Source organism: Fibrobacter sp. (assembly GCF_017551775.1).
Taxonomy (GTDB): domain Bacteria; phylum Fibrobacterota; class Fibrobacteria; order Fibrobacterales; family Fibrobacteraceae; genus Fibrobacter.
Window position 1 is genome coordinate 14,908 of record NZ_JAFZKX010000026.1, and the last position, 13,953, is coordinate 28,860.

Here is a 13,953-nt window from a genome sequence, read left to right on the forward strand (position 1 = left end):
ATGGCCCGAGCACGCAAGACAATCACTCCGGACCCGTATGCCAAACCGATAGCGAAACCGCTACCGCCCGAAAAGAGTTTACCCGGTCACCTGAAGCAGTTCCAGTCGCCGACACGCGCGAACTTTGAACTCGTTAGCCCCTACGGTGCTGCGGGCGACCAGCCGAAAGCCATCGAAGAACTCACCGAAGGTTTCAAGCACGGCGAACAGTTCCAGACGCTCCTCGGCGTGACCGGTTCGGGCAAGACCTTCACGATGGCGAACGTCATCAAGAACGTCGGCAAGCCCACGCTCATCCTCACGCACAACAAGACGCTCGCGGCGCAGCTCTACCAAGAATTCAAGGCGTTCTTCCCGCACAACGCGGTGGAATACTTCGTAAGCTACTACGACTACTTCCAGCCCGAAGCCTACATCCCGCACACAGATACCTTTATCGAAAAAGACGCAAGCATCAACGATGAAATCGACAAGCTCCGCCTGCGCGCCACAGCAAATTTGCTGACCCGCCGCGACGTGATTATCGTAGCCTCGGTAAGCTGCATCTACGGTTTGGGAAGCCCGAGCGAATACTTTGACCTGATGGTGCGTATCCAGAAGGGCGAAATCTACGACCGCGACAAGATTCTGCACGACCTCGTGCGAATTCAATACACGAGAAACGACTTCAGCCTGGAACGCGGTTCCTTCCGCGTGCACGGCGACGTGATAGAAATTCACCCGAGCTACGACGAAGAGGGCCTCCGCATCGAACTTTTCGGCGACGAAGTCGACAGGCTCTGCCGTTTCAACATCGTCACCGGCGAAGTCACGCAGGAACTGAACGAGATGACGGTCGCCCCGGCAAAGCACTTCGTCACTAAAGAAGAAGGCCGCGCGGGAATCCTGCAGCGCATGCAGGTGGAACTGACCGAGCGCCTTGCGGAACTCGACAAGGAAGGCAAAGTGCTGGAATCGGCCCGCCTTTCGAGCCGCACCCGCTACGACATGGAAATGATCCGCGAGACCGGCATGTGCAGCGGCATCGAGAACTACTCCCGCATTATCGAAAACCGCGCACCGGGTACGCGCCCGTTCACGCTTATCGACTACTTCGGCGACGACTGGCTCTTGATGGTCGACGAATCGCACGTGAGCATCCCGCAGGTGGGCGGCATGGCCGAAGGCGACAAATCCCGCAAGACGACTCTTGTGCAGTACGGGTTCCGCCTCCCCTGCGCACTCGACAACCGCCCGATGAACTTCGCCGAATTCGAGTTCATGTACCCAAAGCAGGTGCTCTTTGTGAGCGCCACCCCCGGCGATTACGAACTGAAAAAGACAGGCGGCGTAGTTACCGAACAAATTAACAGGCCGACCGGACTTCTGGACCCAAAAATCGAGATGTTTCCCATCAAGGGCCAGATGGACGTGCTCCTGTACCGCATCGAGGAAGTCGTCAAGAACGGCGACCGAGTGCTGGTCACGACGCTCACCAAGAAGATGGCTCAGGACCTCACCGACTTTTTCGTGGAAGCGGGCATCCGCGCGCGCTACCTGCACAGCGACATCAAGACTCTGGAACGCCACGAACTGATTCGCGGACTCCGCACCGGCGAATTCGACGTGCTCGTGGGCATCAACCTGCTGCGCGAAGGCCTCGACCTGCCCGAAGTGAGCATGGTCGCAATTCTCGATGCCGACAAGGAAGGCTTCTTGCGCAACTACCGCAGCCTCATCCAGACGATGGGACGCGCGAGCCGCAACGTGAACGGCACCGTACTCCTGTTCGCCGACAACATGACCGACAGTCTGGAAAAGGCAGTCACCGAAACCGCCCGCCGCCGCAGCGTGCAGGAAGAATTCAACAAGGAACACGGCATCACGCCGAAATCCGTAACCCGCAAGCTCGAAGACGACTTGAGGATCAACGACCCGCTCGGTGACATCGGTGACGATTCCGTCGACGAGGACTGGGAAGACGAACCTTCGACAGGCTCAGAGAACCTCGGCATCCGCCCGATGGAACCGCTGCAGCCCTCGAGCAAGACGAAAAGAAAAGGTTCTGGAAAGAAAAAGCCGATCCCCGCATCCGCGGGGATGACATACGGCCCGAGCACTTCAAAGCGCGCCGAAAACGCCGAACTGCTCCAGCGAGCCTCCGCATCGTCAAAACTCGAAGACCTAGAACGCCAAATGAAAGAAGCTGCCGCTCGCCTCGATTTCGAGGAAGCAGCCCGCCTGCGCGACATCATCCGCAGCATGGACGCTTGATTTGTGACGTAAATCACAGGAAAATGTACAAAATCCAGCAAAACACCGGCAAATTACCAGTTTTTCCCGCCACTTTTTGTAAACTTACATTTACGTCTGTTGTACATATAAAAACGCTAATATCGGGCGCACCCACATTTTCGCTCGTATAAACTCCCTGCAAATCTATTTTCATAAAAACGCAACCGCAAGGAGCTATAATGAAGCGTATTGGAATGTTTGGAATCGCCTGTGGCACAGCACTGCTCGCAACAACGAGCGCGTTCGCCCTACCCAAGGCATCCGCCCTAGTAGAACCCATGGGCATGGGCTACAACATCGGCAACACCATGGAAGTGCCCGAAAACCCCACCGCCTGGGGCAACCCTCTCCCGACCGCCGCCTACATCAAGGCCATCAAGGCTGCCGGTTTCAACACCGTGCGCATTCCCTGTGCCTGGTACTCCCACTCCGACGCCCTCGCCAAGGATATCGAAGCTAACGGCGGCACAGCCGACAACGATGCCTACACCCACGTAGGCAAGGCAAGCGACTTTACCAACCCCACCATCAACGCCGCCTGGCTCAAGCAGGTGAAAGACGTGGTGGACATGATTATCGCCGAAGGCATGTACGTAGTGCTGAACTCCCATTGGGACGAAGGCTGGCTCGAAGACCGCGTATATGACGGTGTCGCAGCAAGCCCCCGCAGCGGCGCAAACAACATCGCCAACAGCGCAGCCACCACCAAGGCACGCCAGGCCGCCTTCTGGACACAGATCGCCACCTACTTCAAGGACTACGACGAGCACCTCCTCTTTGCTGGCGCCAACGAACCGGGCGTGAACGACCCGTGGAACGGCACCCAGTGGGAATTCGACAACACCCGCATGCAGGTTCTGAAGAGCTACTACGACGCCTTCATCACCTCCGTGCGTAGCGCCGGCGGCAACAACGCCACCCGCACCCTTATCGTGCAGGCTCCGCGTACCGAAATGGACATGGCTCCCATGCTGAGCCAGAACTTCCCCACCGACCCGGCGGGCAGCGGCTACATGATGGCCGAAGTGCATTACTACCCGTATCAGTATTCCTTGTTGAACAAGGACGAAGAATGGGGAACGCAATACTACTATTACACAGGTCTCGCCAGCACCACGGACAAAACCCACAACATGGGCTGGAACGTGTACAGCAACAGCATCGACAACAACGCTCTCGGCACCCCGAACCAGATCAAGAAGGCCTTCGGCGAACTGAAAACCATGTTCTGCGACAAGGGCATCCCCGTGATTATCGGTGAACTCGGCGCCATCAAACGCACGGGCCAGATTACCGACGCCGCGAACCTCAAACTCCACTTGCAGGGCCGCGCCCTCTTCTATGGTGAAGTCGCCAAGAACGCGAAGGCCAACGGCATCGTCCCCTACGTCTGGGATACCGGCGCCGAAGACGACGGCAACATGACCATCATTACCCGCCAGAAGGGCACCTACAGCATTCTCGACCCGGATGTGTTGAACGCCTTGCAGAAGGCCTACGGACAGGAAGGCAACAACCAGAGCAATCTCGACAGCCTGGTCAAGGAAAATGAAGTCCCCGAAACCGGAAACGGCAAGGGCGTGCTCGTGACCTACGCGACCAAGACCACCGACTCCAGCGAAACGGGAACGCTCCGCATCAACCTCTCCAACGACAGCAAGGACCTTTCCAAGTACGTGGGCCTTGAAATCCGCATGAAGGGTTCCGTCGAGACGGCGGGTGGCTGCACCAGCACCGATCCGAAAAAGGAATGTTCCGAATACGGCTGGACCTCCATGGACCTGTTCATGATGACCGGCGGAAGTTGGGCATGGTTCGACGCCAACGTGTTGCAGCAGGCCGACCAGGAACTCGACGCCACCACGTTCCAGACATTCCAAATCAAGTGGGAAGACTTCCGCACCGAACCCACGGGCCTCAATGAAGCGAACGCCATCGGCCTGAACCTCTACGGAACGCAGGTCACCGGCACCATCACTATCGACTACATCAAGGGCATCAAGGCCGACGGCACCACCGAGATTATCGACGATTTCGACAAGAAACCGCAGCTCGAAGGTATCGCCACCGGCAAGATCGTCCCCCTCAGCGGATCCGACGCCATCAAGGCAGTCCGCGTCGCAAGCTCCTCCAAGATGCTCGTGAACGTAAGGCCCGGCATGGTAACCGCCTCGTTCAGCGCTTCGAAGAACGCTCCGGCGAAGGCGACGCTCATGAACAGCATGGGTCAGGTGATCTCGCAGAAGAACTTCACCGCGAACAGGGGCATGAACCGCGTGGAACTCATGAGCGACTACCGCGGCCCCGCAATGCTCGTCGTAAGGCAGGGCAGCCAGCAGCTCGTGCAGAAGATTATGCTGAAGTAAAAAATACCCGGCACTGCTGAGGTGTCTCTGCCGGGGAACACACCTAAGGGTGTGTGGAAGTCCCCCGCGGCATTCGCCGCGGGGGATATTTAATACCGCTCGTTCGTCGTATTGGGTGCTGAACCTCCGGTTTCTCACTCTCCCCGCAAGGGGGACCATGACCACATAAGCGCTAAAGCGCCAAGTGGTCAAAGTGCTCTCGCCGCCACGCCTCATTAAGATGAGGCGCTTACGGCTCACGGGATACCGCTAGTTCGTCGTATTGGATGCTGAAATTAAGACGCAGTCCTTACCACATCTTGTCGTACTTCTTGCGGCTCTTCTCTTCGTCCTTCTTTTCCTGGACAATCGCGTCGATGACGGCGGCGACAGTCAGGTTGAAGATATCGTGCACGGAGGCGTCGGAGTCGGTGAAGTGCACCGGCTTGTTCAGGCCCATCTGCACGGGACCGATGGATTCGCCCACGCCCATCTCGAGGAGCATCTTGCAAGTGGTGTTCGCAGAAGAGAGGCACGGGAAGATGAGCGTGTTGACCGTCTGGCCCTTGAGCTTGTTGAAGGGGTACTTCGTGTCGCGCAATTCCTTGTCGAGCGCCACGTTCACCTGCATTTCGCCGTCGAGCACGTAGTCCGGGAACTGTTCGTGAATCATCTTCACGGCGTCGCGGGCCTTGTTGGCCGTACCGCGGGCGGATTCCTTGTCAGAACCGAAGTTCGCATAGCTGAGCATCGCCATCACCGGTTCGTGAGCGAAGAAGCGCACTGCGTCGTGCGTGAGTTTCGCGATATCCACGAGCGTTTCGGCATCGGGGTCGCGGTTCACGAGAGTGTCGGCCAAGAAGAACGTGCCCTTGCGGGTGCTGAGGATGTGCATGGCACCGAAGTGCTTGTATTCCTCGCGGATGCCGATGATTTCCTTCGCGAGTTCGATGGTCTCGGAGTACTTGGAGTAACCGCCGGTAATGAGTGCGTCGGCATCCCCGAGCTTCACCATCATCATGCCGTAATGGTTCGGTTCGAACATGTCGTCACGGGCCTCTTCGAAGGTCACGCCGTTGCGGCCGTTCTCTTCGGCATAGATTTCGGCGTACTTGCGGCGGCGTTCGAATTCTTCCGGCGAACGCGGGTTCACAATCTTGATCCCCGTAAGGTCGAGCTGTTCCTTCTGCGCCATCATCTGGATGCGTTCAGCGTTGCCCAACAGAATCGGGTGCGCAATACCTTCGACCTTCGCCTGGACGGCGGCCTTGAGCATGTTGAGGTTTCCGCCTTCGGCAAACACCACGCGCTTCGGGTTGCTGCGGGCGGTATCGCTGAACTGACGGATGAGCTTGTTGTCGTAACCCATCATGTCACGGAGCTTGTCGTAGTAGGCGTCCCAATCGGTAATGGGCTTGCGGGCCACGCCACTTTCGATAGCGGCCTTCGCGACAGCGATAGAGACTTCCGTGAGCAGGCGCGGATCCAAGGGCTTCGGAATCAAGTATTCCTTGCCGAACGTAAAACGCTGGGCGTTGTAGGCGATATTCACCACATCCGGAACCGGCTTGTGGGCGAGCGTCGCAATGGCGCGGACAGCGGCATGCTTCATGTGTTCGTTGATGCAGGTCGCGCGCACGTCGAGGGCGCCACGGAAAATGTAGGGGAAACCGATGACGTTGTTCACCTGGTTCGGGTAGTCGCTGCGGCCCGTCGCAAAAATCAAGTCGCCGCGGCTCGCCATGGCCTCTTCGTAACTGATTTCGGGAGTCGGGTTCGCGAGCGCGAAGACGATCGGCTGATCGGCCATGCTGCGGACCATTTCGCGGGTAAGGATGTTACCCTTCGAAAGACCCACGAACACGTCGGCGCCCTTCATGGCGTCTTCGAGCGTCTCGATATCGGTGCGGTCGGTCGCAAAGAAGGCCTTCGCTTCGGTAAGGCCCTTGCGGTCCTTGCGAATAACGCCCTTGCTGTCGCACATCACCAAGTTTTCCTTCTTGAGACCCAACGACAGGTAGAGTCGCGTGCAGGCGCAAGCGGCAGCACCCGCACCGTTCACCACCATCTTCACGTCACGGATGCTCTTGCCCGCCACTTCGATGGCGTTGAGCAAACCCGCAGAAGAAATGATGGCCGTACCGTGCTGGTCGTCGTGCATCACGGGGATGTCGAGTTCGGCCTTCAGCGTGTCTTCGATTTCAAAGCATTCCGGAGCCTTGATATCTTCGAGGTTGATACCGCCGAACGTCGGGGCGATACCCTTCACAATCTCGATGAACTTCTTCGGATCCTTCTCGTTGATTTCGATGTCGAACACGTCGATGCCAGCGTAAATCTTGAACAGGAGCGCCTTGCCTTCCATCACCGGCTTGCCCGCGAGCGCGCCGATGTCACCGAGGCCGAGCACCGCGGTACCGTTCGAAATCACCGCGACCAGGTTTCCCTTGCCCGTGTATTCGTAAGCGAGATTGTTGTCCTTCTCGATTTCCAAGCAGGGGGCGGCTACGCCCGGAGTGTAAGCGAGTCCCAAGTCCGTCTGTGTGCTGTGCGGCTTGGTCGGCACGATTTCGATTTTGCCGGGTTTGCCCATGGCGTGGTATTCGAGGGCTTTTTCCTTCAAATCCTTACTCATCTTGGCTCCTTTCCGCCGGATAACCGCGCGGAGCTTCATTTTTCGGCGCCAAATATAGAAAAAAGTTTACAAAAGGCCAAGGGTGCACAAATTGGCCATTTTTCGCCCATTTGGAGCAAAAAAACACCCTTCTTTTTCAAGAAAACAATAGTTGGGCGTTCCCCGGCTCGCATGTGTCATCCTGAGCGAAGCCCATAGGGCGAAGTCGAAGGATCCAGACCCCAGTTGTTTTGAAGGTCGCCGGGTCGGGCTATACTCGCCTTGCCCTGCAAGGCTCACCGAGCCTCGCTACGCGAGTCTCGGCACTAGCGTGTAACTATCCCTAACGCGAATGCAAGGGGAAAAACTCTATTGACTTTCCTAGATGATTATTGTATATTATTTCTTGATGACAGGGTGGCAGACCAATCCACCTAAGATAAAAAAGAAAGGTCAATCAATGACAGGGTGGCAGACCAGCCCACCTAAGATAAAAAAGAAAGGTCAATCAATGACAGGGTGGCAGACCAGCCCACCTAAGATAAAAAAGAAAGGTCTAGGATGAGCCGTATTTCATTTAATATGAAATACGGCTTTTTTTTTTGTTTAAAGGAAATAAAACATGAAGCTCGCACAAACTGTCTTTCTAAAAAAATCGTTTTTTGAGCAACACAAAGACCATAAAGAAATTCTAGTCAACAAAACCGGACGACCTTACCTGTCACTCATCATTGAATGCTGCGGAAAAACATTCGCCATTCCATTTCGTACAAACATTAGGCACCCCTACGCTTTTGTATTCAAAACTTCTGGCAGAACTTCCGAAGAAAAGAAAGGCATTCCTGGCATTGACTTTACAAAAGCGGTCGTCATTCAACAAGACGATATCGAAAGGCAATGCACCATTGACAAATGATTAAAGGCCTTTTCGCATCCAACCGGTCAAAATTTTTGGCCAATTGATGTTAGAGGCATCCCCTTTCTTAAAAAACATACGAATTACAAATTGTGTTTTTCTTTAAAGTTTTTATAATGCCACTTCAAATAATGGCGTCTTTCGCAATCTATATAATCATATGCAATCTTTTTTTCATGCAAATAAAGAAATTCCTTCTCGTTTTTGATATCCTCTATATATTCAACTTTTCCCGTTTCTGGATTTATTGTCATATAGTTTGAATTTTCAAACAATTTATCACAAACAGGGCACATCAGCAACCCGTTATTGGGATTCATCGCATCATATGTGTCGTCGCATTTCGCATATGGTTTGATATGGCTAGCGATAAGAAAATTTTCGTAAGCAAAACCACAAATTGGGCATTGATGAGGAGTCTTTTGCAAAAGACCATTTCTAAATTCCCCTTGAACAGTACGTACTTTATTTCCTCCTACAAATTTGTATAATTCTCCTTGAGATTTTCTCTCACGAACAATACCTTGTTTTGCATCAAGCATATCCAATTTTGTATCAGCAACGCTAATTGAAAAACTGTCCAAGTAATCATCAACTTGCTTATATTCAGGCATTTTCACAGCTAAGTAGGGACGCAATGTTTCTATAATATAGGATTCAGACATATTATCTAGATATGCATTCTTTTTGGGAAGTTCTTGATTAGCTCTACTTCCTTGGACGTTCAGTGCAATATCGGTTCTAGAAACTATATTTTCAGTTACATTCCCCGTTCGGGTAACCATATTCATTCTATTAGCATAGTTTAACACAACAATTGGATATTTGGGGGTGAACATAGACCACAACGCATTTGGGTCCTTTACTCGAGCATCAATTGCCGCATATTTTTTTCGATAAGATTCATATTGGTACTGCTTTGCTGCTAAAGTAGGCGCAGAACAAAAACTTAAATAATTATTCCACAAATCATGTTCATTAAATATTGAATAAACAAGTAAATAATGGAATATATACGCATTTTCAAAACTTGAACTGTATATATCCAAAACGTCATTATCAACAATTTCGTAAACATCCGGTGAGTCACATTTCATCGCATTTACAAATCGCAAAAGAGCCAAGGCTTCCGTAAAGTAATTACCTACCTGTGCTGCATCCCTAAGGCAGAACAAGTCTCTTATATATTCGTTTTCAAGTTCCCTTTTATCTCTCCTATAAATATTTCCAAATCGATATCTCTGTATAAAGCGGGACACAAAAAACATTGTATCAAATCCATATGATTTGTCAGCAAGGAATCTCCCCTCCTCTCGTTTTACCTGCTTTTTTAGAGAAAGCCCTTTGCATTTTGTAAGAATTGTCTCAACAATTTTTTGATTAAATCTCATTTTTTCACCCCTATATAATAAACTGAACAGTCGTCAATGTTGAGTGTGAATTTCGAATAACTTTTCACAATGGCATAATATTTTCTAAAACTCGGTGTAGCATAAAGACGGAGATCTATTTTTTTCAAGTTTTTTTGAGGAATTAAAATGACGATACTTCCATTTGGAATCGTATTTCTAGGAAGGATTGCTGCACGGGTATTGTAGGTAAAGTTCGGCATAATAACAGCATTCGAATTAAGATACGTTCCGACAGCAAAACAAGAAACATTATCAACAAACTTATCATAACCCGGCTTGCAGACTATCGAACCATCATCCTGTATGTTTTTTGAACGTAGAACTCGTATTCTTCCAGAATCAGAAAGAGCGGCATTTGTTATTGACCTGTCTCTAAAGAAATCGAAAACTCCTAACCGCAGAGTTTTGATATAATTATCAAACCACGCATCCCTGTAAAGCAGCCAAAGCTTCTCATGGTAAATGTATCCCTGAGGTTTTTCATACTTTTTGTCATTAATAAAGTCCGTAATTTCCGTATTTGCGGAATATTTTTTTGAAAAATGAATTGAGATTATTTCAACAAATACTTTTTCAAAAAACTTAACTCCAAAATCACAGATTCTCACTATAGGATAGGTTTCATAAGTCTTACGTACAGAGAAAAACTCGTCTGCTATCGCAAAATTTTTGGGAATGACACAAACAATCTCAGTTGCGACATTATAAATCTTAAGAAGGAATAGGGCAAATAGATTCGAAGTCCTATGAGCACCATTGGTCAAAAGAGGATACTTTTCTTTTGTCTTTCCATACGGCGGATTGGTGACAACTAAATCGTATTTTTCCTGCAACGGGAAAGTCAAAAAATCCGCATTGAATATATTCAGTTCGACATTAACGCCTAGTTTTATTTTCTTCAATGATTCTTGTAATGACTTTATCGTTTCCGCATCAATCTCAACACAATCTATGATTATCTTTTCGGCATTTGAAAAAAGTGTTGTCAGTTGAGGAATGAAAGCTCCAAGACCAACTGCGGGTTCTAAAATCCGAATAATTGGCGATTCTATCTTTATTTTTCGAATACTTTCGTATACAACACGTTGACTAGTATAAAAAGAACCCCGTTCTTTTGCATCAACAATCATCTTTTCCTTGAGATAGGTGTCGATATAAAAATTTTTGAGCAGTTTATTGTCTTTCAGGTACAAATCCAACTGTTTAGTATCATATTCTGCAACGAATTCCTCAAATTCAAGCATTGTATTGATGTTTTGTGCTATTTGAGCAACAATTCCTGTCGGAACCGCCTCACCAATACAGCGACGAATATTCAATTCATTGTCTTTTAAAAAAAGTTCAGGGTCTTTAATCTTGTTTAACGACGTAGATGACCATTGGAAATCGTCAGGAATAGTCATAAGGCGCATTAATTCACGAATGCTCAAAACTCGATTGTCTCTTGGATGAATCGTATCTTGGCTTGCTAATTGATCATTACGAGTGGCAATACAAGCGCACGGTTTGTCCCAAAAAAGCCGCCGATATTTATTTCCCATATAAGCGCCTTTATTGGCAACTTTTTCCCCAGACTTATTCAACTGAAAGGGTCTTCTATTCGGATCCTCATTTTCAAACGCACTTTGCCCCTCTTTCAATTCAGAAATCCAACTTTGCATATGACGAGGATATTCACGAAAGAAATGATATATATCCTCTGGATCCCTCTCCCCGTATTTTAAAGGGCGAAGATTTCCAATAACTTGTCTTAAGGTTATTTCCGTCTGCCTTATGGGAAATAAATTCAATGGAGAAACATTTCGCATTTTTTTACTAGTTCCAATAACGATAGTTCTTGGACGGCTAGAGGGTATACCATATTCTTTAAAATTGATAACCTTGTATTCAATATTGTAAAACTCGGACAAGTTTTTAGTTATGCTTTCACCTATAGGCATATCTTCGCCCGAAAGGTCTTTGCATGTTGTTTTCATGAACGCACGAACATTTTCGAAAACAAAAACCTTGGGCAAAACATCTTTTATTATTTTTATCGCTTCAACAACTAATGAATTTCGAGGTTTTTCGTTCTTTTTCTTATAGTTAGCTGTACTCATTCCCTGACAAGGCGGAGTTGCAAAGATTACATCCACTTGTTTAAGATTCTCTTCTTCTTTCCATTTCGTTATTTGCGAATAAAGCAATTCTTTTGTTTCTACCGATGTAATGTCCCCCCCAATATATCCACTTTCATATTTGCACTTGTGGTTATATTTTTGAACATTCAGGCGTTCTGGAAGAATTTCGTTTGTCGCGACACATTCAAAATCGTTAAGATGAAATCCGTAACAACCAACACCTGCACTGCTAAACAAGCTAATGTATGTTCTTTTCTTGGGCACCATTCGCTCCATGTTGAAAGTGAACGAGTTCACTCTCGCAGGAGCCATGCGCCGAGCCTGATTTCAGGAGCCGCTTAGCGGGCAAAAGAATAGGCGGGGAGCATTGCCACTCCTCGCCCAAAAGCGCGACATTTTCAAAAAGAATACAATAGCCCGCGACATGCGCAATCGTTCGGCCCTTCGGTGGTTCGGCCCTTCAACAAGCTCAGGGATCTTATACCGACCTTAGGGACCTTACAAAGGCACAACCATCCCGAGCAGATACAATATGCCCAGGATACAATACACCCGTGGCCTTCACGGGCGGTAGCGAGTAATTGTCTTATTCTTATAACCGTGAAAGTGTCTAGTTTTCAAGAGAAGAACAAGAGCGATACTCAACAAGCATTCGCTCCCATTCTTACAGGCACTTCCATGCATTTTTCTGGATACAAAAAAGGCGTGAAGTTGCCTGCACTTACCTCTTGAAGGCCTAGACTGCCCGGTTACAATAAGTACAAACAACTCACGCCCCAAAAGGCCGCATGCAACCAGGTCTATTGTCAAAAAAAAACAATAAACCATGTAGCAAAACGATGCGGCAAGCCAAGCCTGTCGCAGACGTGAGCGTTCGCCTTATTCTCCGCAACCATGAAAGTGTCTAGTTTTCAAGAGGAGAACAAGAGCAAAAACTCTATTTGTCTTGAAATATAGATTATTCCGCTGTCAAAAGGTGTCGCCAGAACGACGCCACCCAACAAAAGTCGAAAAAAAAGCCGATTTTGACCGCCTGCGGGGGTCGACTCACCTCAAAAACGCCTTTTTTTTACAATTTTCGCCGATTGTCATAATATGACAGCCAAGGAATGTATATTTGCTCGGAGAACGAATTACCCCGCCTTTTTATGCATGTAGGCGGAAGGAGCGAAAGATGAACAACGAAAATCAGTTTCCGGCTTTAATGCGGAATGTGGCTGGCAGAATTATTTCTGTTCGAAATCAAAAAATCATTTTAGATGCCGATGTCGCCTCATTATACGGCGTAGAGACAAAGCGTATCAACGAAGCCGTCAGGAATAATCCTGACAAGTTTCCTTCAACATACATGTTTCAATTGTCAAAGGACGAGGTTGAAATTTTGCGGACGAAAATTTCGTCCACAAATTATTCGACAAAAAGCAGGTCTTTACCTTACGCCTTCACAGAAAAAGGGCTATATATGCTTGCGACAATCCTGAAAAGCAAGTCGGCGATCAACACGACCTTTGCCATCATCGAGACTTTTGCGGCTGTTCGAGAACTAAAAAAAGAGCTTGTGGAACTTCACAAAGAAGGTAATAACGAGGAAAAACATTCAAAAATGCAGCAATTCGGAGATATTCTGACAAACATCGTTATGCCCGATTTAGAAACAACGGAAACAGAGTCTTCTCTCGAATTGAACTTTATCATAGGCAAGATAAAACATTCCGTTAAACGAGTGAAGCGGCAAGACAACCAATCCGATTGAGGCGGTAAAGCGCAATGTGGTGAGGATGCAAGTATTGCCAAGCTATGGAATGCACGATAGGTTCTTTTGCAAGCCCGGGCGTTGCGGGGCGGCGTCTGAGCCCCGCAGTAGGGATGCGCCCCGGAACAAGTCCGGGGCAGGCTCTCGACCCGAGCGGGGCTGAAGCGCAGGGGGAGACTTCCCCCCACCACCTCTTTATAGCACTTTTTCCGGCAAAAAACAGGCGCAGACCCGGCCATCTCCCGAATTTTTCTTATCTTTTTGTCTATCAAAGACTTAGCACGTCTCGCGGCAGTTTGTTCCCGCGAGCACCGATAAAAAAAGGGAGTAAAAATGGAAGCCTTCAACGCTTTTCTCGATACCATCGACGGCTACGTATGGGGAATCCCCCTCATCGGCATCGTCCTGTTCGTGGGCATTTTGCTCACCAGCCGCCTCGGCGTTCTGCAGGTGACGAACCTCGGCAACGCGCTGCGCTACATGCTCCACAGCGAAAAGGAAGGCGAAGGCGAAGTCTCG

General features: G+C 49.4%; 7 protein-coding genes and 1 pseudogene. 5 read left to right on the forward strand and 3 right to left on the reverse strand.

The genetic code is table 11. From position 1 onward, the window contains the following. On the forward strand, positions 1-2,253 hold the full coding sequence (uvrB, locus tag IK012_RS03125; RefSeq protein WP_290950355.1) for an excinuclease ABC subunit UvrB: 2,253 nt from the start codon (positions 1-3) through the stop codon (positions 2,251-2,253). A gap of 200 nt (positions 2,254-2,453) precedes the next feature. Further along, positions 2,454-4,640, forward strand: a complete 2,187-nt coding sequence (locus IK012_RS03130) for a glycoside hydrolase family 5 protein (protein WP_290950358.1) — start codon at positions 2,454-2,456, stop codon at positions 4,638-4,640. Positions 4,641-4,929: 289 nt separating this feature from the next. Here IK012_RS03130 and IK012_RS03135 read toward each other — a convergent pair whose 3' ends face one another. Further along, on the reverse strand, positions 4,930-7,254 hold the full coding sequence (locus IK012_RS03135; protein ID WP_290950361.1) for an NADP-dependent malic enzyme: 2,325 nt from the start codon (positions 7,252-7,254) through the stop codon (positions 4,930-4,932). 601 nt (positions 7,255-7,855) lie between these two features. Here IK012_RS03135 and IK012_RS03140 point away from each other — a divergent pair. Then, complete coding sequence (locus tag IK012_RS03140; protein ID WP_290950364.1) at positions 7,856-8,149, forward strand: hypothetical protein; 294 nt, start codon at positions 7,856-7,858, stop codon at positions 8,147-8,149. 83 nt (positions 8,150-8,232) lie between these two features. Here IK012_RS03140 and IK012_RS03145 read toward each other — a convergent pair whose 3' ends face one another. Continuing rightward, a complete protein-coding gene (locus tag IK012_RS03145) occupies positions 8,233-9,540 on the reverse strand; it encodes an HNH endonuclease (protein WP_290950366.1) in 1,308 nt (435 codons plus the stop codon). Continuing rightward, positions 9,537-11,948, reverse strand: coding sequence for a DNA (cytosine-5-)-methyltransferase (gene dcm, locus IK012_RS03150; RefSeq protein WP_290950370.1), 2,412 nt, complete (start codon positions 11,946-11,948; stop codon positions 9,537-9,539). The genes IK012_RS03145 and dcm overlap by 4 nt, the downstream gene beginning before the upstream one ends. A gap of 907 nt (positions 11,949-12,855) precedes the next feature. Between dcm and IK012_RS03155 the strand changes: the two genes are divergently transcribed. Continuing rightward, positions 12,856-13,434, forward strand: a complete 579-nt coding sequence (locus tag IK012_RS03155; RefSeq protein ID WP_290950374.1) for an ORF6N domain-containing protein — start codon at positions 12,856-12,858, stop codon at positions 13,432-13,434. 333 nt (positions 13,435-13,767) lie between these two features. Next, a pseudogene (locus IK012_RS03160) lies at positions 13,768-13,953 on the forward strand (sodium:alanine symporter family protein); the annotation flags it as partial.

Bases quoted from the DNA above. Each gene is read 5' to 3' on its own strand.
- uvrB (WP_290950355.1), top strand. From the start codon at position 1: ATGGCCCGAGCACGCAAGACAATCACTCCGGACCCGTATGCCAAACCG.
- IK012_RS03140 (WP_290950364.1), top strand. From the start codon at position 7,856: ATGAAGCTCGCACAAACTGTCTTTCTAAAAAAATCGTTTTTTGAGCAA.
- IK012_RS03145 (WP_290950366.1), bottom strand. From the start codon at position 9,540: ATGAGATTTAATCAAAAAATTGTTGAGACAATTCTTACAAAATGCAAA.
- dcm (WP_290950370.1), bottom strand. From the start codon at position 11,948: ATGGTGCCCAAGAAAAGAACATACATTAGCTTGTTTAGCAGTGCAGGT.
- IK012_RS03130 (WP_290950358.1), top strand. From the start codon at position 2,454: ATGAAGCGTATTGGAATGTTTGGAATCGCCTGTGGCACAGCACTGCTC.
- IK012_RS03155 (WP_290950374.1), top strand. From the start codon at position 12,856: ATGAACAACGAAAATCAGTTTCCGGCTTTAATGCGGAATGTGGCTGGC.
- IK012_RS03135 (WP_290950361.1), bottom strand. From the start codon at position 7,254: ATGAGTAAGGATTTGAAGGAAAAAGCCCTCGAATACCACGCCATGGGC.